Genomic DNA, 20581 nt, shown 5'->3' on the forward strand with positions numbered 1-20581 from the left:
TCACGGTTTCTGTTCTTCTCTAGGATGGATTGGGGGCGTGAATCTTATGCAGACATCTCCTACACCAGCAACATGGCGGTGAGAGTCATCGCCGCCAGACCCAGCAGGACCGGCTTCAGATTGCGCCGGGCCAGCTCGAAGGGGCTGACGCCGCAGATCGCCGCGGCGGGAATGAGCGCCCACGGGATCAGGGTGCCGCCGCCGACCCAGATGGCGGCTACCTGCCCAAGGGCGGTCAGGGTCGCCGCGCCGGAATGGATCGCGGCGGCGAACAGCCCGGCAATCGAGCCGGCCAGCGAGATGCCGGAGAAGCCGGAGCCGTCGAGACCGGTGATCGCGCCGATCACCGTCAGCGTTACGGCTCCCACGGCACCGTTAAGCGGCACGTGATCCGCCAGGGCAACGCCCAGGTCGTTCACGATGCCGTGCGAGCCGTCCGGCAGCACCTGGCCGAACAGTTCGGTGAAGGCCGAGTCGCCAAGATAGAAGAAGGCGGCGATCGGGATAACCGGTCCGAAGACCTTGAAGCCGAATATGAATCCTTCAATGAGATAAGCCGTGATTTTCTCCAGCCCCTGTCCCTGGCCGCGGTGGGCCAGCAGGGTGATGACAATCAGGATCAGCACGGCGGTTCCGCCGACCAGAGCTGTAGCATCACCGCCCTGCAGGTGCAGCATGAACATGGCTATCACATCCAGGAGGAAGAGCAGCGGGATGGCGATAGCCAGCGCTTTTCGAAGCCCGGCGCTCATGTGTACCTGCCCGTCATCGCCCGTCCCGGCTGCAGACAAAGGCCCTGCTGTGCCTTGGGCAGTGACCAGGCCGTCTCTCCACGTTCCGTTCTTCTGGTCTCTGCGCATCATCCAGAAGGCAGTGACCGTAGTTACAACCCCCATCACAATAACCAGCGGAATACTTGCCTGCATGACGCTGGATACCGGAAGACCGGCAGCATCTGCAGTCAGCTTCGGCGCTCCCTGGATAATATAATCACCGGAGAGGGCGATCCCGTGCCCGAACAGATTCATTGCCATCGCCGCACCAAGTGCGGGCAGTCCCACCCGGACAGCCACAGGCAGCAGAACTGCCCCGACCAGTGCCACCGCAGGGGAAGGCCAGAAGAAGAAAGAGGTCACCATCATGATCAGCCCGATCCCCCAATAGGCCATTGCAGGTGTGCGCAGAAACCGGGTGAGCGGGGATACCATCGTCTCGTTGATGCCTGTAATAATCAGAATCCGGCTCATCGCCACAATAATGGAGATAATCATAATGGTGCCGAGCAGCTCTTTGGTAGCATATACGAAGGAGTTGAAGATTCCCGACACCGATCCGCTGAGTGTGGCCGTTGCCAGCAGCCCCAGCGCCAAAATCCCGGTCACGCAGATCATTGTCGTATCACGCCGCCGGATCAGCAGCGCCAGAATGAACACAATGAACACTAAATAGACCCAATGAATCGCCGTAAGCTGGATACCCATTATCCTGCGCCCCCTTTCCACTTACTTATAGCAAGTAGGTGCTATATGCTATGCAGGGGCATAGGCTGGTGTTCGTACAACCGGGCACGGCTGCACCATCCTTATAAAAAAAAGACCCCGGAATCCACGCAAACCGCGGATTCCGAGATCAATATATAGGTGTTTCCCTATTAAGGCTGCCGGTTCGCCCTCCGCGCCCGGATGAAGGCCAGCTGCTGCAGCCGGTCCTGGGTAGAGCTTCCGCTCCATAGACCAAGTTGCCCGGTAGGGCCCCCGCTGCTCTTCCCTGCTTCTTCCGGTGAAGGGGCAGGAAGGGACAGGGTACAAGTAGCATCCCTGTAGATGATCAGGCTATGATCAGCAGAGAGGTGATCTTTGGCGACATACTCATCGATGTAGCCGTATATTTTTCTTAAGGTCACAGGATCTTTGCTCATCTGCTGCAGAATATTCGGGGCAATCACAATCTCCCGCACATCATCCCGGAATCCCTTGCCGGAACTGTCCGCACCCTTGCTCCCGTCCTTGGACACCGCTGTGATCCGGACAGGCAGGCCGTATTTCTTCCTGATTCTGCGTGCCTGATCTTCAATGGCCGCAGCAACAGCTGCCAAAGTCTCCGAAAAACTAAGCACAGACGACTCTGCCGGAGCATGGGCCTCCTGATGCGGTGAACGGGTCAGTGAAGCGGCTTGAATCCGGGAAATGGGAATATACATCGAACATTCCTCTTCTCGATAAAAGTTCAGGACAACTCTTTATCGGTGAAAAGAAGAAGATTGCTTAAACCGTTCTATTTTGTGCCCAGTGCCCCGGCTGCTGCATCCTCGCCGCCAAGCCGCCCGGAGGTGAAGGAATACCCCAGTCCGACGCCATTTCCTACATAAGTATCGTTAAAGAGTACACCTTCGGACTCCACGCCCACGGCATATAATCCTTTGATGGGCACACGCTTGTCATTCAGCACCTGGAACTTGGTATTTACAAGCAGGCCGCCCACCGAGCAGAGATTGTTGATCTCGGAAATAATCGCATAATACGGGCCGCTCTCACCCATCGGAAGCAGATATTCCTTTGCTTTGCCGAACTCGGTATCGATGCCGGTCTTCGCCGCTTGCTGATACAGCTTAAAGTCAGCAGCGAATACCGCAGCGTCCATTCCCGCATTTTTTGCCAATTCCTCAATGGTATTACCCTTGAAGCCGTCACCGTTGGCAACCATGGACTCGAAGACTTTATCCGCATCCTTCCAAGGCTGGTCCAGCGTGAATTTATCAGCAAAAGAAGCATAGAATTCCGGCGGCATTCCCGGCAGTCCGGGTGCCTTCAAGCCATTCATCCCCTTGGTCTTGAGGGCATCAATCTGCGCCTGCGAGAGAATGACCAGATGATAAGCTCCGTTAAAAGCACTCGTGTTCGCCGCTGCTACTGCGGTTAGTGTTGCCGCTTCATCTCGGAATCTCGCCCCGGAAGGGCCGACATTCATCAGCGTTGGCAGGTAGGAGAGCATCAGCGGATAGCTGGCTTCGAACGGCTCATACTCCGCCTTCAGCTTGTCCGTTGCTCTGGCCAGGGTCTGGTGAAGCATTTGTCCCCCGAAGTTATCGGGAACCTTCGCCCCAATATCCCAGGACATTTGCAGCCCTTCGCCGATATTCTGTCCTAGTCCGCCATTGACGCCTTCGAAGCCGAAGGCTTCCTTGACCATCTCTTTGTTGCCGGCATAACCGCCGGTAGCCATGACAATGCTTTTGCCGGTGATCTCAAGCACAGTTCCATCCGCCTTCCCGGCAACCACTCCGGTAACCTCTCCATTGCTGCCTGTAATCAGCTTCTGGGCTGTTGTTTCGGTGATTACCTGTCCGCCGCCCTTTTCCACGGATTCTGCAAGCATCGCCTTCAGCAGATCCTGGCGGGTGTCATAGGCTGGTAACATATGCAGCTGTTCTCCGCCAAAGTTAAGGAAGGTAGTGGTGTAGCCCTTGCCTGTCAGCCAGTCATAGGTTTCACCCGACTTGGTCACGTACTGGCGGATTGCCGCTGCGTCTACTCTCCAGTGATTATTAACAATCCAGTCGCCGATCTCCTTCTCTACTTCCACTTTAAGTCCGCTGCTGACAGCGGCTGAAGAGTTGTAGAACTTACCTGCCCAGGACAGATTGCTTGCTCCGCCAATCGTAGCTGTTTTCTCAATAAGAATGACCTTTGCGCCTTTATCGGCTGCAGAGACTGCTGCAGATACTCCGGATGCGCCTGCACCCACGACAACGACATCCGCAGACAGCTGCTCCGTCTTGCCTTCTCCCGATTTCACTACAGCTCTCGATTTAAAAGCCTCCACGTTGCCGCCCGCCTGCTTCACCGCATCTTCAACGGCTGTCAGGATCGCCGTGCTCGACTCCGAAGCACCGCTGACTGCATCTATGGCCAGGGTCTGGCCGGCAATAATCTCTTCCTTAATCTTATTAATGGCCTCCACGCCGATGCCGGCCGTTTCGTTCTGGCTGACCACCTGGATATCCGTGATTACGGATTCGGCGTCGAGTGTAACCTCAACCTGAATCTTGCCGTCTTTGCCGTCAGCTTCCGCTTTATAGGTACCCGCTTTAAAAGCTTCCGGTACCGCACTTGTATCCACCGGCTGCGTAGCCTCCGGTGATGCTGAAGGCTGCTCCGATGCTGCCGGTCCGGCTGAATTATTGCCGCTGCAGCCGCTGATGAGCGACAGAACCAGGATCAGACATACGCTTACTTTTAACAACGGCCGTACTGCTTGCTTATGCATTATTTCTCCCCCTGTGTGGTTAGTGCAGCCAAGCTTCTCTCTCTATAAGAACTGCTGACTACGCACAGAGTGTAAACCTTGGTACAACACCAAGGTCAATGAAATATATGTGAAATATTTCTCAAAGTATAAAGGCGGGCGGTTCCGTTTCTGCTTGTTTCGCCGGAATATTGATCTCCAGATAGGTTTTGTTGCCGCTGTTCGTGCGCTCTGTAAACAGGATTTTACCGCTGATATCCCCGCTGACCGTATACTTCTGCGCCTTCGCATAATCCAGCATGAATCCGAAGGACTCCCGTTCGAGGTATTCCTCATAGGTGCTGACAATCACTGCAGAGATGCAGGTTGCCGGCTCCAGATACTCCACACTGTCATTCAGGCAGACCTCAAGCTTCTGTTGATCCTCTTCCAGCAGGGCAAGCCCCCAGCTGTAATCCAGCTCTTCGGCTCCATAGATGCATTCTGTATTCTCAATACGGAAGGAATAGAAGGTGAACGGCAGCAGCTCCATCCAGGCCTGGACAGTTCTTTTGAGGCCATCCTTCTGCAGCAAATGGTTCTTGTTCGTCTGCTGAATCCGGTACATACCCGGCACTTGCTTGATTCTGCATGTATAAAAGGATTCGCTGATCCCCCCAAGCTCGGCATGAATCTCCTGAATCTTATTCAGCAGCAGCGTGCTGCGGCGTATCTCTTCCTCCAGCTGCATTCCGGCAGCCGCTATCGACTCCACCACTTGCTCGGAAGGTGCGTCTTTAATCAGACCGGCCACATCCTGAAGCGGAATCTGCATACTCCGGTACCATCTGCTCGACAGTAAATTGCGCGCGTCCAGATCATTGAAATACCGGTAATTGTTATGCTGATCCTTCACCGGCCGGACAATATCATGTTTCTCATATAAGCGCAGTGTATCTGCCGTCACCCCTAGAATTGACGCGAATTCACCGATAGAATATTTCATCAGCAGCCCCCCAGCTTACTTGATCCCATTCTTTCATCAGTTCAATGATAGAGGGTTTAGCCGGGAGACTTTGTGGATTATGTCACACGGGTGCTACTGCGCCTTGCCTTCGCTCAGCATCGCCAGCGTCTTATTGAGCCGCCGCTGCCGCGTTTCTGCCGTCTTGGCATCCTCAATCGAGAGGACAAACCGCCGTTTATTCGTGTAGGATAATCCGTCCCAGAACTGCTTCGCTCCGGCATGCCGCTCCAGCTCCGCAGCCAGATCAGCCGGTACCTCCACTTCACGCGGCCGGGTATCCAGCGCAAGCTCTACTTCGATCTCATCACCGGCACTGACACCGGCGCCCTTGCGGTGCTCCGCGCTGAGCGGAATCATGAACTGTCCGCCCATCGTGGCCACCGTGCTGGAATAGCTATATTCACCGATCGTTACCTTCACCGCCGGCTTCTTGCTTGTCCCGAGCTCTGCTACCGCCTCCGCAGGAACAGGGATTCCCGTTGCCGTCTTGCCGCCCAGTATAACCGTTGTCCGGAATTTCATATTTATTTCCTCCTGGATAGGCGCTTAGCCATTTTTATTCCCATTGTAGTGCAGGGAATGGAGCTTTTCCAGTCGCCGGTGAGGGCGGCATGGTTTATACTTAAAGGTACTGAAGAATGTGACGAACGGAGGCGGCCGCCATGCCCGCGAATCTAACAGAAAAGGTAGCAGACCTCCCTTTATCGCCTGGCGTGTATCTGATGAAGGACAGTCTGGGACATATCATCTATGTCGGCAAAGCGAAGCAGCTGAAGAAGCGGGTCCAGTCCTATTTCTACAATAACAAAGGACATTCACCCAAGGTGAAGCAGCTCGTCAAGCATATCCGCGATCTCGAATACAGGCTGACCGATACGGAATTCGAAGCCTTCATGCTGGAATGCCAGCTGATTAAAGAGATCAAGCCGATGTACAACCGCAAAATGAAAAATCCGCTCGCCTACAGCTATATTTCCATCGTAGACACTGCGCCGTACCGGCAGATCGAAATCGGCTATGAGCCCAGCACACAGGCAAACAGTCTCTCCTATGGTCCTTACACCAGCCGCAGCACTGTGGAGCGGGCTGTACAGGGCATTAGGGAATCGCAGAGAATCCTCTGCAGCAGCCCCCATTCCCGGGCTACCCGCTGTCTCAACCATTCGCTGGGCTTATGCATCGGCATGTGCGGGGGCGGTGAGGCTCTGAAGCGGTATGAGGAGATTATCGGGCAGATCATTGCACTGTTGAACGGGAGCGGCAATTCAATCGTAAGCGGACTGGAAGCCCGGATGGAGGAGGCTGCGCTGCGGTTTGATTTCGAAGCAGCTGCCAAGTACCGGGATTACCTCGGGGCGGTCCACTCGCTGCTGCACAAGGAGCAGGTGATCGGCTTCACCGGAGAGAACAAGAATATTATCGTGCTGGAGCCGGTGGACGAGCAGTTTCACAAGCTGATTCTCATCAAGGGCAGCGTGATTCTCTACCGCACCCGGCTGGCGACTGAAGCGCTGGACAGCAGACAGCTTACCAAGATGATTACCACTGCCGCATTGGAGCATTTCCGCAGCAGTAGTCTGATTGCGGCTACAGAAGAAATGAGCCGTCATAAGATCGATGAGGCCCAGATCATCTACAGCTATCTTAAGAGCAGCTCCGGCAATTATCTGCTGGTTCCGCCGGAATGGCTGGAGGATAAGGATACCGCCGGGCTGGAGGAAGGGATTAACGGGCTGATCGGGAGCGCATTATAATCAGCGCTGATACCGGCTCTCCAGGTGATTCAGGAATGGACCGTTAACCTACTCGCGGTACCAATAAATCGCTGCAACAATAAACCAGGACCTCTGCATGCAAGCAGCGATCCTGGTTTCTAATATAGAGGAGCATTCGGCTGCAGCCTTCCTTTGCTCGAGGGCCGCAGGCAGTCCTGACTAATAGGTTACACTTGCGCAGTAGGACGGATCACGATCTCGTTCACATCGATATTATCCGGCTGTTCAATCGCGTAGGCAATGGCACGCGCTACTGCATCCGGTGTCATCGCCAGCTTATCGCGGACGGCGGCAAGCTGATCTCTCAAAGCCGGGTCTGTCACACTGTCTGTGAAGCCGGTCTTGACGATGCCGGGCGAAATGATGGTGACGCGCAGCTTGTCGCCCGCCTCCTGGCGCAGCCCCTCCGAGATGGCACGCACGGCGAATTTCGTTCCGGAGTAGACCGACTGGTTAGGAACCGTCTTGTGTCCGGCTGTAGACGCAGTGTTCACGAAATGTCCGAAGCCCTGCTCGCGGAAGACCGGCAGCGCTGCGGCAATACCATACAGAACACCTTTGATATTAACGTCAATCATGTCCTCCCAATCCTCGACGCGCAGGTCGTCGAGCGGGGAAATAGGCATCACTCCGGCATTGCTGACGAGCACATCTATCTTCCCGTACCGCTCACAGGCAAGTGCAACGAGTCTGCTTAGATCCTCCCGCTGTCTCACGTCCGTGCTTGCATAAACGGCTTCGCCGCCATTGTTCACAATGCGTGCCGCCAGCGCCGCCAGACGCTCCGCTCCGCGCGCTCCAAGCACTACCTTTGCCCCGCGCTCCGCAAGGAGCAGCGCTGCCGCTTCCCCAATCCCGCTGCTCGCACCCGTAATGACAACAACTTTATTCTCAATGCTCATATTGCATCCTTCTCTCTAAGGTCTAATGGCCTTGCCTGTTCATTGTAAGTAATCAGCAGCCTAATCAGGTAGACAGATCGCCTCCGATTCTTGCCTAATCCTCTCCGGTGCGGATATAATTAGCCATTAGACCTTCGCGGAAAGGAGCAGTGAAGCATGAACGACATCTCCTCCCTCTCTACCCTCCCTGCCCATTTACAAGAACTGATTCTGCTTATTCAGCGTCATGCGCCTTCAGAAGGAACACATGCTTCATCCGTGCCGGAGCTCTGCTTCAGACGTGCAAGCCAGGTGTCCGAGCCGAGACATTCGGTCAATACGCCTTCGTTATACGTGATTGTACAAGGCTCCAAGACAGCTTCGCTGGCGGGAGATACTTACAGATGCAGTCCGGGAAGCTACATGGTCAGCCCGGTGCATCTGCCTGTAGTCGGGATGATTACGGAAGCCACGCCGGAGCTTCCCTATCTGAGCCTGCAGTTATCTATTCGTCCGGAGGTCATACTGGACATCATCCACAGCAGCGGTCCGCAGCGGGAAGCAAAGACGGAACGCGGGATCCTGCTGGGCCAATCCGATACACCGCTGCTGGAGGGGCTGGTCCGCCTGGTCCGTCTTCTGGATACCCCTGAGGATATTGAGTTCCTCGCACCGATGATGATCCGCGAGATTCTGTACCGTGTGATGAATGGTGATCAGGGGGCTATCCTCAGCCAATTCTCCATTGCCGGCAGCTATTCGTATAACATTTCCAAAGCTATACATCTGATTAACCGCGATTACTCTAAGCCCCTTGTGATCGAAGAATTGGCGAAGGACGCCAATATGAGCCCTTCCTCCTTGCATAAGCATTTCAAAAAGGTCACAGCAATCAGCCCCCTGCAGTATCAGAAGGCCATCCGGCTGCAGAACGCACGCCGTTTGCTGCTGTCAGAGGGATTAGAAGCCGCTGACGCGGGCTTTCGCGTGGGCTACGAGAGTCCTTCCCAGTTCAGCCGGGAGTATGTCCGCATGTTCGGGCGTCCGCCCATGAACGATGTTAAGCATCTGCGCAATACCTTAAGTGTCCACGTGGATGAATAGGCGAACTGCCGCAGGACAGAAGCCGATGGAGGGAAAGGAGAATGACGCGTGAAGAAGGACGTTGACGGGATCGCCCGGGAGTTCGCAGAGGGTTCACTGACTATTAAGAACGTGAGTCTCGGAGCACTGAAGCTGAATGTAAGCTATCCGGAAAACACAAGCGATGATCCCATTTCTTTCTCCGGCTTGTTATTTGTTATCAAAGGAAAAGCGACATTTAAATTCGACGATATCGTCTACGAGCTTACGGCAGGTCATGCCGTCCACGGTGCGGCTGGCATGCAATTGCGGCATCATGTGAAGGGCCCGGAGGATTTAGAATATTTACTCGTTCATTATGAGCTTTGGGAGCCGGGATCAGAGATTGCGAGGGACAGACGTTACGATAAGACGAGCTATCTGCTGAACTACGGGGATCATGCGGCAATGACGGAGAAGATGTACCTGCTGAACCAGGCATGGCATACGCCCGGCAATATCACATCCGTCCGCTGCAAGGAGCTTTTCTTCGGGATTCTGCACGATATGCTGTCTGCCGCACGGGGCGGAAGTGTGCAGCCTAATCACGGCGATATCGAGGGCATCATCGCTTATATTCAGAGATTCTACATGGAGAACCACTCCGTTGAATCGCTGGCGGCGCGCTGCGGCATGAAGGCCAAACGCTTTTCGTACTTGTTCAATAAATATACCGGGCGGTTCCCGATCGACTATCTTATCCGTCACCGCCTGGACCGGGCCAAGCAGCTGCTGGCCGCAAGTGACTGTGCTATTTATCAGGTTGCAGAAAGCGTAGGTTATGCAGATACACATTATTTCAGCAGATTATTCAAGAAATATGAGGGCTGCTCGCCAGGCGAGTACCGCAGCCGTTTGGGAAATCGTCCACTTCTGTTTCGATAATTATCCATTACCAAACATCGTCCGGTTCCTTATAATGGTTCTATGAAAAATATCGAACGCTTAAGCATCGGAGGACGGGGAGTGAATATTTATCTGCCTCCGTCTTATTCCACCTCCACCAAGCGCTACCCGGTTGTCTATGTGCCGGGCGGCGGCGATCTTATCAAGCACTGCGTAAATCATTTGTACCGTTTATATCTGGAAGGCTGGCTGCCGGAGCTGATTCTGGCCGGTGTTGAAACCTACGGCGGACAGACCGAATCTATCCCGCGGGCAGACGAGTCTGACGCCGGAGGCGTCCTTGTTCCCGGAGGAGAGGAGGCCCGCGCCTTCATCGATGAACTGGCGGACCGGATCAAGCCTTATCTGGATGATCATTACCGTACGATTCAAGATGGCAAGCGGACAGCGATTGTAGGAAGTTCTGCAGACGCGTTGCCCCCCTTATTCGCAGCGTATTTCCGCCCGGCTGCCTTCGGCAATATCGGGCTGCTGTCCCCGGCCTTAGGTTACGATAGGCTCATGGAGTTCATCTGCGCCCAGCCGGCTCTGTCCGGTCACCTGCGTGTCTTCCTCTCTGCGGGCGCGCAGGAAGGACTGCAGGAGCGGCAAGCCAGCCGGAGTAAGGCAGGGCTAACGCTTGAGCTGCGCCGTCTTTGGCAGTCGCAGGGCCTTGCCGGGGACCAGCTCGCTTTTGAACTGGAGGAAGAGGGTACACACGATACGATGTTTATCGCCGGGCAATTTCCGAAAGCCCTATTGTGGCTGTACGGAGGGGAAGCAGAGCGGCCTTTGAAGCCAGTACGGGACATGAAGGATACCGGTGTGACCGCTTCTATGCGCTATGAGCTTCCCCGGACAGAAACATTCCGGCTGCGTGCTGAATGCTCCGGGCTCGCCTACTGCATCTTCGTCTCGCAGCCGCTAAGACCGGCTCCGGCCGAAGGCTATCCTGTGCTCTATGCGCTGGACGGCAACGCCTATTTCGGCTCGCTGGCTGAAGCGATGGGAATGCAGGCCTGGCATCCGGAAGGAATTGCGCCGGGACTAATCGTAGGCATCGGATACGATTCGGAGGAGCCTTTTGTATACGGACGCAGGATGTACGATTTCACCACCGACACTCCGGAATCAGAGATACGTTCGGACGGCATGGCGTGGCCGCCTACAGGGGGCGCTGATTCCTTCCTGGAGTTTCTGGAACAAGACCTCCTACCGCAGATCCAAAGCCGTTACCCTGTTGACAGATCCCGGCAGTCGTTATTCGGCCATTCGCTTGGCGGGCTATTCTCCTTGTACGCGCTCTTTGGCCGGCCGTCGCCGTTCCGCTCGTTCATTGCGGGAAGTCCTTCGATCTGGTGGAACAATTATGCCTTGCTGCACAGGCTGCCGGAGTTTGAGGAGAGACTGGCTCAGGGGGCAGACCTTACGGAGCTCATTATTGCAGTGGGGTCCGAAGAGGATCCTTCGATGATTGAGGATGCCCTGCTGCTCTATCAGAGATTACAGCCGTACAGTGGCCAGGGACTTGCGCTATCCTATATGCTCATTGAGGGCGAAGACCATCTGTCGGTCATCCATCCGATGATCAGCAGAATATTCCGGCGTATATTCCATAACTAATTAGGGGAATTGTCCACCTTTCATTTGCTAATTATCTATTTTCAGCAAGCAGCCTCTTTCGCTATAATAGTTGTGATAATGATTTTCATTATCACAACTATGCTCGAAAAAGGGGACCGATCCACATTATGAATAAGCACTTCAGAGGATATACCTTGTTGATATGCGCTGTTCTACTGCTTAGCGCATGCGGTTCTACCGGCAATACAGACTCAGTGCCGACGGCTTCAGCGGCCACGACGGAATCAGCTTCCGCTACACCGTCCCCCGATGCTCCAACTGCGAGCAGCTTCATGGATGATTTCGGACATCAGGTGAATTTCAACACTAATCCAGAGCGCGTTCTTGCCCCATACATGGAAGATGCGCTGGTGACATTAGGGGTTACCCCTGTAGCAAAATATTCGGCAGGCGGTACGGTGCAGGAGCATCTGGAGCCGTGGCTGGCCGACTTGCCGACGATTGATCTGATGAGCGGCCTCTCTCCTGAAGCTGCACTCAGCTTTGAGCCCGAGCTGATCATGATCAGCTCACACTTCCTCCCGGCCGAGAACTACGAGACGATCTCCAAGGTGGCTCCGGCTTACCTGTTCAATGGGGACGCGATGGATTGGAGAGCACAATTGCGCAAGGTTGCCGAGCTCCTGGGCAAAGAAGATGTAGCGGACCAGAAGCTGACTGAATACGAAGCCAAGATATCCGAAGTGAAGGAGCAATTATCTACGGTGACTGAGGGTAAAACAATTGCCATTGTCTGGCCATCAGACAAGGAGTTCTATCTGGTGGGCAGCGACTTCCTGTCCGGCAAGCTGATCTACGGCGAGCTGGGCTTGCCGGCACATGAGCTCTCGAACCTAACCCCGGACAATTTCGGTTCCATTTCCTTCGAGAAGCTGCCTGAACTGGATGCGGCCGAGCTGTTTGTCATAACGCCGGAAGGCCAGAGCGAAGAACAGGTTAACCAGATGCTTGATGGTCTTCCGCTATGGAAATCGCTTCCGGCAGTCAAGAATGGCCGCGTCCACCATGTATCCTCCGGGCATTGGATCAATTCCGCCTATATGGCGAATCTCGCCGTAATGCAGGATTTGACCGAAGCTCTGCTTCAGTAAAATTAATAAATACATCGCCAGCCGGCTTCTACGCCATGGCGATGTATTTTTTAAAACTAGTAATAACCATTTTGATAAATCACTTGCTGAGGGGTCGCAGTGACCCTATTACGGTCTATGCTGTATGCTTAATTGCACTTTGTACAACTAAATCGGCTGATTTATAACCGATTATCCGTTTAGTTGTATTTCGTACAATTAAACTGCCATTTTAACCTTGATTCTCCCCTTTAGGGCAGATTTAGTTGTACAGACTGCAGTTATATGAGGCAAGCAACCCTTTTCGCTGTTTTTAATTGTACAAAATACAACTATCATTAAGCGGACTTTTTAACAACAGGAATCCAGACTTCCATTTCATACATGTTATTGCCCCGGTCATACGTCATTTCAAACTCAGGACCCTCTGTGGCTTCATAATTCGAGCCCGGGAACCATTCCCCCCAAATACGCTTCCATAAATCATGAATATTGCTTTCTCCATCCGGATAAACGCCGGTCGTGAAAATTGCGTAGGTTTGCGGAGGGATCTGCAGCTGTTCAAAGCTTTCCGGCAAGCCGCTTTCGGGTACAAAATATCCGATCATGTATGAAGATTTCTCACCCTGCTTGTTATACATTACCGCATGAATTTGGCCGTTCTCCCCCAGTCCTGCGGCAGCCCGAATCCGGTCCACATCTCCGCCAGCAATACACCGGGTCCAAAAGGCAGGGATTTCAATAAACGGATTCTCGCCATCCGCCTGGATTACAGTAGATACGCCAAACATTTCAACAGCTTGTTTTTCTTCGATTTTATAGTTCACTTCTACATCTCCCCGAATTGAAAGTTGAAAGGATAACCGGGGATAAGCCTTAAGTGAGACGCCCTTGTCGCGCGCTGACATTGGCATTACACCATGCATTTTTTTGAACGCTCTGGAGAAGGCTTCGGGCGATTCGTAACCATACTTCATAGCGACGTCGATAACCCGGGTTCCGCCTTGCTGCAGTTCAAAGGCTGCAAGGGTCATCCTTCTGCGCCTGATATACTCTGAGAGCGGCACATCAGTTATGAACGAGAACATCCGCTGAAAATGGTACGTTGAGCAGCAGGCAATCCTGGCCGCCTGATTGAAATCAATCACATCCGCCAGATGTTTTTCTACATATTCCATTGCATTATTCATGCGGTCCAGCCAATCCATACCGGTCCCTCCTTTCAAGTCTGATTATAGGGGAGGATGAGACAGGAAACCTTGCAATCCATGCACCGAAATATCATGCGGGAGTCTCGTAGCAGACCAACTGCCATTCAAGCAAGGTCCAAAGTGGAGACAGAACCATGTTCCCGGGAATACGCTGCATTGCCATCAATACACCGCCTGCGGCTCAAAGCGGCCGGTATCTTTTAACGTATAATCAAAAAACTGCAGAATCAGCTCATTCATCGTCTCAATGCAGTAATACTTATCACTATCTGCTTGCCCGCGTTGCAGCTTATTCGCAAGGATCGGCGAGAACAGCGGAAGATCGGTCAGGCTTAAGTGCTTGGCGCCTTGAAAATGAACGGTGTACGCATCCTTGAAGTTCGGATTATCGACTTCGTTCGCCGCGTAAGCCGAGTTCTTCCCGAGCTGTCTCCACACATCGTCCGTATAAATGTTCAGCAGCGGAACGTGATACGGTTCATTTTTTGCCGCCAACTCATTAATCTCAGGGTCATACACAAGCTCGCTGAAGAATGGGGCATCGAGATTCACGACAGCATCCACATCGCTGCGCTCCCGGCCGAGCGCCACGCTTGCCGCACCGCCCATGGAGTGGCCGAACACGCCAATGTGCTCAGTGTCGATCAGCTGATATACGGGGTCCTGGTCACTTACTGCCTTCTCCAGGATCGTATCGATCACGAAATTCATATCCCCGGTCCGCAGCTTCATCCATTTTTGCGTAAGGCCGTACAGCTCTTCCATGGTGTAAATCCCGTCTTTGTTGGAGTCGTAAACCTCCCGCAGATAATCTGCATTAACCATAGTGATCTTCCCGTCCACGCTCTGTGTATAAAAGGAATGATAAGGATGATCAATGGAAACCACTACATAGCCGTGGCTGGCCAGCTCCGTAAAGGTTGAATTGTTGCTTTCCCTGATTCCGAAGGCCCCATGGGAAAAGACCACCAGCGGATAGGTTCCCCCGGCATTGCCCGGATACCAGAATTCCACATTCACAAACCGATTGTCCCCGGTATCCGTAAATTCTTCAATCCGGTTAGGGTCCGTATACGTGTAAACAGCCGTTCTGACCTCATATTCCCCGGTCACTTCAGGTGCCCGGTACTGCGGGAATAGAATGGGCGGTATAAGTGCGATTAGCAGTGCCACAGCGGTTATGATGATTTTCAATACCCTGAATGAACGTTTGAGCGTACGGGGCTTCGCCTTCTTTCGGATAAGATCAATTGAACCCTTCAACGCAAAAATGAACAGCAGTGCCGCCAGCAGCACCCAGCTGAAGCTCCAATCAATAACGGGAGACAGTGTCAGTATAACGAATACGATAAAAAGGGTGATTCTAATCCAGCTTTTGAGCTTGCCAAGGCTGTGCATAGGGGGATTCTCCTCTTCCAGTTAAGTTATGAACTCATCATAAAAAACTGTGAAAAGGGTGTATATAGATTTACGGTAAGCTGTAGCTACAGGGCAATAAGATGCAGAATAACCCCACAAAGCGGGGCACTGGCTTCGGGATTAATCGTGAATTTCTTGCTTAACAGCCTTAAGTCTCTCGTTAATTTGCTCTGCTTCCTTCTTATCCTTCCCATAGGACAGCACCCGGACTACGGCATATACCACGGCAATTTGGAGGGCAAGAAGGAGTGCGCCGGGCACACCAGTCACAACTCCGATCAAGCTGGCAAGGGCAATCAATAGAATCTCCAAGGTGAGAAAATGAACAACGATTCTAACACGCATGGCCCGCTCGCTTATCTCATGTGGAGTGTACCAAATGATTCCCGTTAATGCCCCAAGCAGGGAGAAGCCCATAATCGTATAGATCGATATCAGGTCAAATGCGAGCTCCGGGATATAAATCTGCCGCAGCACTGTAATGATAATCATAATGGATGCGAAGATGATCAGAAAATCGCGGATGATGTCTTTGATAAATTCAGATAACTTCATGCTGTGATCCCTCCCCCTATAATCCAAGTCTTTGTTTGAGTGCCGGCACATACTGTCTTGATATCACTACACGTTCCCCGTTATCAAGCAAAGCTGTGAACCGGCCGCTGAGGGACGGATGCACACTGGCAATCTTGGCGATATTCAGAATCGTCGATTTGGAGGCGCGGAAACAGTTCTTGTCTCTGCACAGCTCCTCCAGCTCATACAGCTTCTGCTTCACTTCATGCACCTGGTTCTCGCTGTAGACAAACACTTTGCCGTCCACGGCTTCAAAATAATAGATATCACTGAGCTTGATACGGCTGAGCCGGTCCTCCTGATATCCCAGGATGATCAGGGTTTCTGTCTTCAGCTTATTTACGATTTCAGAGATCTCTTCATCGACTTCATGGCACCGGATGCGGATCTCCTCTTCTTGCTCCCTGCTGATTTGCTCGATGGAAATTTTGATAGGATCACCTGCAATAATTCAGATTCAATTCCCGCTGCCTGTTTCATTCTCATGATAAGGGAACGGTCTGACAGCTACAAGGGGAAGGATACACAAAAAGCTGTCCTCCGGTTTGACCGGTCGGACAGCTTGGTATGAAACGGGGACCTGCCAGGGATGTGAGGTCTGCCAGTTCCTTACTTTAGCGCATTCGCCTGCCTATCATGATACCGTCCTCTGGGTACGACCAGCGGAGAGCCCGAGACCGGGTCTGCGATTACCGTGCAATCCAGCCCGAAGATCTCTTTGACCCGCGTGCTTGTAATCACCTCTGCAGGCGTACCGGCAGCGACAAGCTTACCCGTGTGAAGCGCAAAAATATGGTCGGCATACCGCGCGGACAGGTTGATATCATGCAGCACCATTACAATTGTCGTTCCGTGCTTGCGGTTCAGGTCGGTGAGCAGATCGAGAATCTCAACCTGATAGGTAATATCCAGGAAGGTCGTCGGTTCATCGAGAAACAGGATGTCTGTCTGCTGGGCCAGCGCCATGGCGATCCAGACGCGCTGCTGCTGTCCGCCGGAGAGCTCATCAATATTATGATTGGCGAACTCGGTGATATTCATAATCTCCATCGCTTCGGCAACGGCCTCATAATCCTTCCTGGACCATCCGCCAAGCAGGGACTGATGCGGAAATCTGCCCCGTCCCACCAAGTCGGCGACAGAGATTCCTTCCGGAACAATCGGAGACTGCGGCAGGAGCCCAATTACGCGGGCCAATGGTTTGGCCGGCATTTTGGAGATCGGCTTGCCGTCGAGGGTAACCTTACCCGAGGTTGGCTTGATAAGTCTGGCCATTGTTTTGAGCAGCGTGGACTTGCCGCAGCCGTTCGAGCCGATAATTACACTGATTTTATGATCAGGAATTACCAGGTCTACGCCGTGGATAACCGTCTTATTCTCATAGCCCGCTACGAGCTGCTCGGCCCCGAAAAGATGTGTCTTGTTCATTATAACTCTCCCTTTCGATTCATCCGGATTAACAGGAAGATCAGATATGGCGCTCCGAGTAATCCGGTAATGATGCCTACAGGGAATCTGTACTCAAAAGCAAATTGTCCGATCAGATCGGACGCCAGAACCAAATTAACTCCGACAAGACCCGCCGGAAGGATATTCGAGGCACCTGTTCCAACGAGTCTCTTCGCGATCGGCCCCGACAGGAAGGAGACAAAGGCAATCGGTCCTGTAGTAGCCGTAGCAATCGCAACCATACAGACAGAACTGACAATCAGCGCAATTCTTGTCTTATCTGTGCTTATGCCGAGCGAGGTGGCCGATTGTTCTCCAAGCTCCAGTATACTCAGATGCTTGCTCAGCAGAATGATGATTGGCGTACAGATGATTACGATGATCACCAGCGGCGGAAGCTCGCGCATTTGCGAGCCGTTGAGACTGCCGGTCAGCCATCTGATGGCTGAGGGAACGTCTTTCTCGGAGCTAATCAGCAGCAGATAGGAGATTACAGCATCCAGCATAGCCTGCAAGCCGATCCCGATCAGGATCAGCCGCCCGATGGAGAAGGTCTTCCCTCTGGATAGTACATAAATCAGCAGCACCGTGGCCAGACCGGCAATTACCGAAGCAAGGGATATCACTGCTCCGCTTGCGTGAAGTATGACGATGCAGTACACCGCAGCTGCGCTTGAGCCGGACGTAATGCCAATCACATTCGGGTTCGCAAGCGGGTTACGCAGCATGGTCTGGAAGGTGTACCCGGCAATGCCAAAGGCAAATCCGGCGAACAGTCCCGCCAGCATCCGCGGCAGCCGGATGATATTCACCGCAAAAGAGACTCCCTTGAGCTCCTCTCCGGAGAGCGCCCGGATGACATCTGTCACCGGATAAATCGTGTTCCCGAGCAGAAGCATCGCACAGCACAGAATAAGTGCAAGTACTGCAAGGAGGCTGGTCACCAGCATGCCCCGGCGGTGCCTGCGGCGTCTGCCAGCAATAATATATTCAATCGCCTGATTTGTCATAATGACCGCACTTTCGATTTCATCGCTAATAGAATTAGGATCGGCGCCCCTACAAACGCTGTAACTACACCGACTTCAAGCTCCCCGGGACTTCCAATAAGCCTGCCGCCTACATCCGATATCGTCAGAATAATGGCTCCGGTAACCGCTGACATAGGGATAACGAAACGCAGGTCTGATCCAAGGATAAGACGTATGACGTGAGTTGATAACAAGCCGATGAAGCCGATCGGCCCGGCCAGAGCCGTAACGGCACCGCATAACAGTACACCTGCAAGCGCCGCAATGAGCCGCAGTGTACCTGTCCGCACACCCAGACCCGTCGCCACATCATCGCCCAGTGCCAGCGCATTCAGGGCCGGAGCTGTAATGAACGCGATCAGCATACCGGCGAGCAGGAACGGGATAAATGTCGTAATGCTGCTCCAGGTTCCCGAGCCGACGCTCCCCACCTGCCAGAACCGGAACTGGTCCATAACATAAGAACGCGGAATCATGATGGCTGTGACCAGAGAAGATAAGGCAGCGCTTATGGCAGCACCCGCCAGAACGAGCTTAATGGGCGTGGCTCCGCCACGTCCCATTGAGCCGATTCCGAATACGAATACAGCAGTAATCGCAGCTCCGGCCAGAGCTAACCATATATATTGGTTCGCGGAGCTTATGTTCAAGAATGCAATTCCGCAAACCACAAACAAGGATGCTCCCGTGTTCACTCCCAGTATGCTCGGGTCGGCAATCGGGTTGCGGGTAACCGCCTGCATCAGCGCCCCCGATACTCCGAGTGCCCCGCCGCACATTAAACTGAATACCGTCCGGGAAATCCGCTTGCGGACTACGTTTGCCCCGTAGCTGTCCACCTCCGGATGAAATAAACCATCGATCAGTTCATTCCACCCCACGTGACGCGCTCCCAGTACAAGGGAGGCTATCACGCACAAGACAAGCAATACCAGGCAACTCATCAGGACCGGGGTAAAGTTCTTCGGGATATGCAATTTTAGCTGTTTATCGTCCGAAAGCGGTGAACTATTCATTTATTTTATCAATAGCTCCTCCAATTAAGGCAAGGTATTCATCAATCGTGTATGCAATGGACAGCGGGTTAGGCGTTCCGGCAGCTACCAGCGGTGTATCACTGTCGATGAAGGCAACCGAACCTCTTTCAATGGCAGGGATTTTGCCCAGCAGCGAATCTGCCTGAAGTGTATTGAGCAATTCGTCATTCCCATATCCGACGATAAGATCAGCATCGTACAGGGCTTCCACATTCTCTGCGCTTAAGCTCAAAGAGTAGCTGGTAGGGTCCGTAATCTGGGAGGTAATGCTTTCCGGATAAACCATTCCCAGCTCATACAGGAACGAGACACGGGAATCCACAGGCGTATAAATATGCAGTTTGGACAGGTCCTCAGCGGAGAAGTTAACCCAAACCACTTTTTTACCATTAATCTGCGGATATTTGCCTGCCTTTTCGTTAACCAGGGCTTCGGTGTCCTTGATCAGCTGCTCCCCTTCTGCCTTCATGCCCATCCCTTCTGAGTTCAACAGCACCTGCTCACGCCAGGTGGTTGCCCAAGGAGCCGTCGGATAAGCGACTACCGGAGCAATCTGGCTAAGCGTATCATAGTCTTCCTGTGTAATTCCGGAGTATGCGGCCAGAATGACATCCGGGTCGGCATCCGAGATGGCCTCGAAATCAAGACCGTCGGTATCCTGGAACACATTCGGATCGGTTACATTAAGCTCCTTCAGCTTATCTGCTGTCCATGGCAACAGTCCGCTGTCATCCTGAACGCCGAAGTTCGCTGCCGAGAAGCCTACAGGTACAACGCCAAGCGCGAGAGCCACATCATGGTTCGCCCATTGAATGGTCACTACGCGTTCAGGCTTGCTCTCAAGTACAGCTTCACCAAGCGCGTGCTTGATCGTAATCGGATACTGCGTAGCATCCTGGGAGGCTGGTGCTTCTGTAGCAGCCGCTTCAGCAGATGCCGCAGCAGTTGCAGCCGGAGATGGTGAAGCGGCTGAATTAGACTCCTGATTTGAGCATCCAACCAGCGCTATAGTAAGTGCAAATGGAATTAATAATGTTTTCAAAGAGAACCTTCTTGTTGTGTTCATGCGTGGACCCTTCCTTATCTTATAATGTATTTTTGTTGTTCTGCTGCTGACTAAACGGCGGAGTGACCCCTCATCCCAAAAAACATTGTGCAACTTCATACGATAATGAGAATCATTATCGATAAATATATAGTTGCCTGGACAGGTTGTCAATGTAAAAAATG

19 protein-coding genes are annotated in these 20581 nt (G+C 53.0%); 5 read left to right on the forward strand and 14 right to left on the reverse strand.

The features are described from left to right. Positions 1-59 precede the first annotated feature (59 nt). From GC101_RS23055 to GC101_RS23075, 5 genes are all read right to left on the reverse strand, one after another. On the reverse strand, positions 60-1481 hold the full coding sequence (locus GC101_RS23055; protein WP_171719172.1) for a hypothetical protein: 1422 nt from the start codon (positions 1479-1481) through the stop codon (positions 60-62). 170 nt (positions 1482-1651) lie between these two features. After that, a complete protein-coding gene (locus GC101_RS23060) occupies positions 1652-2200 on the reverse strand; it encodes a hypothetical protein (protein ID WP_171719173.1) in 549 nt (182 codons plus the stop codon). A gap of 74 nt (positions 2201-2274) precedes the next feature. Next, positions 2275-4266, reverse strand: coding sequence for an FAD-binding protein (locus tag GC101_RS23065; RefSeq protein ID WP_171719174.1), 1992 nt, complete (start codon positions 4264-4266; stop codon positions 2275-2277). Between the two features lie 121 nt (positions 4267-4387). Then, entirely contained in the window at positions 4388-5230 is an 843-nt protein-coding gene (locus tag GC101_RS23070; RefSeq protein ID WP_171719175.1) for a MerR family transcriptional regulator, read from the reverse strand. 93 nt (positions 5231-5323) lie between these two features. Beyond that, positions 5324-5773, reverse strand: coding sequence for a YdeI/OmpD-associated family protein (locus tag GC101_RS23075; RefSeq protein WP_171719176.1), 450 nt, complete (start codon positions 5771-5773; stop codon positions 5324-5326). Positions 5774-5913: 140 nt separating this feature from the next. On the opposite strand from GC101_RS23075, the gene GC101_RS23080 reads away from it, so the two are divergent. After that, the gene (locus tag GC101_RS23080) at positions 5914-7005 is read left to right on the forward strand and encodes a GIY-YIG nuclease family protein (RefSeq protein WP_171719177.1); all 1092 of its coding nucleotides are present in this window, start codon (positions 5914-5916) and stop codon (positions 7003-7005) included. A 188-nt stretch (positions 7006-7193) separates the two neighbouring features. Here GC101_RS23080 and GC101_RS23085 read toward each other — a convergent pair whose 3' ends face one another. Then, positions 7194-7928, reverse strand: coding sequence for an SDR family oxidoreductase (locus tag GC101_RS23085; protein WP_171719178.1), 735 nt, complete (start codon positions 7926-7928; stop codon positions 7194-7196). Between the two features lie 156 nt (positions 7929-8084). Between GC101_RS23085 and GC101_RS23090 the strand changes: the two genes are divergently transcribed. The 4 genes from GC101_RS23090 (at position 8085) to GC101_RS23105 (ending at position 12649) form a co-directional block, all read left to right on the forward strand. Continuing rightward, on the forward strand, positions 8085-9011 hold the full coding sequence (locus tag GC101_RS23090; protein WP_171719179.1) for an AraC family transcriptional regulator: 927 nt from the start codon (positions 8085-8087) through the stop codon (positions 9009-9011). 48 nt (positions 9012-9059) lie between these two features. Further along, the gene (locus GC101_RS36800; protein ID WP_171719180.1) at positions 9060-9914 is read left to right on the forward strand and encodes a helix-turn-helix domain-containing protein; all 855 of its coding nucleotides are present in this window, start codon (positions 9060-9062) and stop codon (positions 9912-9914) included. Positions 9915-9995: 81 nt separating this feature from the next. Beyond that, positions 9996-11537: an alpha/beta hydrolase-fold protein gene (locus tag GC101_RS23100; RefSeq protein WP_171719181.1), complete on the forward strand. Its 1542-nt coding sequence runs from the start codon at positions 9996-9998 to the stop codon at positions 11535-11537. Between the two features lie 128 nt (positions 11538-11665). Continuing rightward, positions 11666-12649, forward strand: coding sequence for an ABC transporter substrate-binding protein (locus GC101_RS23105; protein WP_171719182.1), 984 nt, complete (start codon positions 11666-11668; stop codon positions 12647-12649). A gap of 317 nt (positions 12650-12966) precedes the next feature. Here the strand turns inward: GC101_RS23105 and GC101_RS23110 are convergent, their stop codons facing one another. From GC101_RS23110 to GC101_RS23145, 8 genes are all read right to left on the reverse strand, one after another. Continuing rightward, the gene (locus GC101_RS23110) at positions 12967-13836 is read right to left on the reverse strand and encodes an AraC family transcriptional regulator (protein ID WP_171719183.1); all 870 of its coding nucleotides are present in this window, start codon (positions 13834-13836) and stop codon (positions 12967-12969) included. A gap of 165 nt (positions 13837-14001) precedes the next feature. Then, positions 14002-15237 carry an alpha/beta hydrolase gene (locus GC101_RS23115; protein ID WP_171719184.1) on the reverse strand — a complete coding sequence of 412 codons (1236 nt, stop codon included), beginning with the start codon at positions 15235-15237 and terminating at the stop codon, positions 14002-14004. A 141-nt stretch (positions 15238-15378) separates the two neighbouring features. Then, the gene (locus GC101_RS23120; protein WP_171719185.1) at positions 15379-15813 is read right to left on the reverse strand and encodes a DUF3021 family protein; all 435 of its coding nucleotides are present in this window, start codon (positions 15811-15813) and stop codon (positions 15379-15381) included. A gap of 16 nt (positions 15814-15829) precedes the next feature. Beyond that, complete coding sequence (locus GC101_RS23125) at positions 15830-16285, reverse strand: LytTR family DNA-binding domain-containing protein (RefSeq protein WP_343049815.1); 456 nt, start codon at positions 16283-16285, stop codon at positions 15830-15832. Positions 16286-16443: 158 nt separating this feature from the next. Then, the gene (locus tag GC101_RS23130) at positions 16444-17262 is read right to left on the reverse strand and encodes an ABC transporter ATP-binding protein (protein WP_171719186.1); all 819 of its coding nucleotides are present in this window, start codon (positions 17260-17262) and stop codon (positions 16444-16446) included. Beyond that, positions 17262-18293: a FecCD family ABC transporter permease gene (locus tag GC101_RS23135; RefSeq protein ID WP_171719187.1), complete on the reverse strand. Its 1032-nt coding sequence runs from the start codon at positions 18291-18293 to the stop codon at positions 17262-17264. Before GC101_RS23135 ends, GC101_RS23130 begins: the two co-directional genes overlap by 1 nt. Continuing rightward, the gene (locus GC101_RS23140) at positions 18290-19330 is read right to left on the reverse strand and encodes a FecCD family ABC transporter permease (RefSeq protein WP_042140445.1); all 1041 of its coding nucleotides are present in this window, start codon (positions 19328-19330) and stop codon (positions 18290-18292) included. The genes GC101_RS23135 and GC101_RS23140 overlap by 4 nt, the downstream gene beginning before the upstream one ends. Then, positions 19323-20417 carry an iron-siderophore ABC transporter substrate-binding protein gene (locus GC101_RS23145; protein WP_171719188.1) on the reverse strand — a complete coding sequence of 365 codons (1095 nt, stop codon included), beginning with the start codon at positions 20415-20417 and terminating at the stop codon, positions 19323-19325. The genes GC101_RS23140 and GC101_RS23145 overlap by 8 nt, the downstream gene beginning before the upstream one ends. Between the last annotated feature and the right edge of the window lie 164 nt (positions 20418-20581).

The organism is Paenibacillus phytohabitans, from assembly GCF_013141775.1.
GTDB lineage: Bacteria > Bacillota > Bacilli > Paenibacillales > Paenibacillaceae > Paenibacillus_AQ > Paenibacillus_AQ phytohabitans.

Bases quoted from the DNA above. Each gene is read 5' to 3' on its own strand.
- GC101_RS23080 (WP_171719177.1), top strand. From the start codon at position 5,914: ATGCCCGCGAATCTAACAGAAAAGGTAGCAGACCTCCCTTTATCGCCT.
- GC101_RS23130 (WP_171719186.1), bottom strand. From the start codon at position 17,262: ATGAACAAGACACATCTTTTCGGGGCCGAGCAGCTCGTAGCGGGCTAT.
- GC101_RS23055 (WP_171719172.1), bottom strand. From the start codon at position 1,481: ATGGGTATCCAGCTTACGGCGATTCATTGGGTCTATTTAGTGTTCATT.
- GC101_RS23110 (WP_171719183.1), bottom strand. From the start codon at position 13,836: ATGGATTGGCTGGACCGCATGAATAATGCAATGGAATATGTAGAAAAA.
- GC101_RS23065 (WP_171719174.1), bottom strand. From the start codon at position 4,266: ATGCATAAGCAAGCAGTACGGCCGTTGTTAAAAGTAAGCGTATGTCTG.
- GC101_RS23140 (WP_042140445.1), bottom strand. From the start codon at position 19,330: ATGAATAGTTCACCGCTTTCGGACGATAAACAGCTAAAATTGCATATC.
- GC101_RS23060 (WP_171719173.1), bottom strand. From the start codon at position 2,200: ATGTATATTCCCATTTCCCGGATTCAAGCCGCTTCACTGACCCGTTCA.
- GC101_RS23135 (WP_171719187.1), bottom strand. From the start codon at position 18,293: ATGACAAATCAGGCGATTGAATATATTATTGCTGGCAGACGCCGCAGG.
- GC101_RS23070 (WP_171719175.1), bottom strand. From the start codon at position 5,230: ATGAAATATTCTATCGGTGAATTCGCGTCAATTCTAGGGGTGACGGCA.
- GC101_RS23105 (WP_171719182.1), top strand. From the start codon at position 11,666: ATGAATAAGCACTTCAGAGGATATACCTTGTTGATATGCGCTGTTCTA.
- GC101_RS23145 (WP_171719188.1), bottom strand. From the start codon at position 20,417: ATGAACACAACAAGAAGGTTCTCTTTGAAAACATTATTAATTCCATTT.
- GC101_RS23115 (WP_171719184.1), bottom strand. From the start codon at position 15,237: ATGCACAGCCTTGGCAAGCTCAAAAGCTGGATTAGAATCACCCTTTTT.
- GC101_RS23075 (WP_171719176.1), bottom strand. From the start codon at position 5,773: ATGAAATTCCGGACAACGGTTATACTGGGCGGCAAGACGGCAACGGGA.
- GC101_RS23090 (WP_171719179.1), top strand. From the start codon at position 8,085: ATGAACGACATCTCCTCCCTCTCTACCCTCCCTGCCCATTTACAAGAA.
- GC101_RS23120 (WP_171719185.1), bottom strand. From the start codon at position 15,813: ATGAAGTTATCTGAATTTATCAAAGACATCATCCGCGATTTTCTGATC.
- GC101_RS23085 (WP_171719178.1), bottom strand. From the start codon at position 7,928: ATGAGCATTGAGAATAAAGTTGTTGTCATTACGGGTGCGAGCAGCGGG.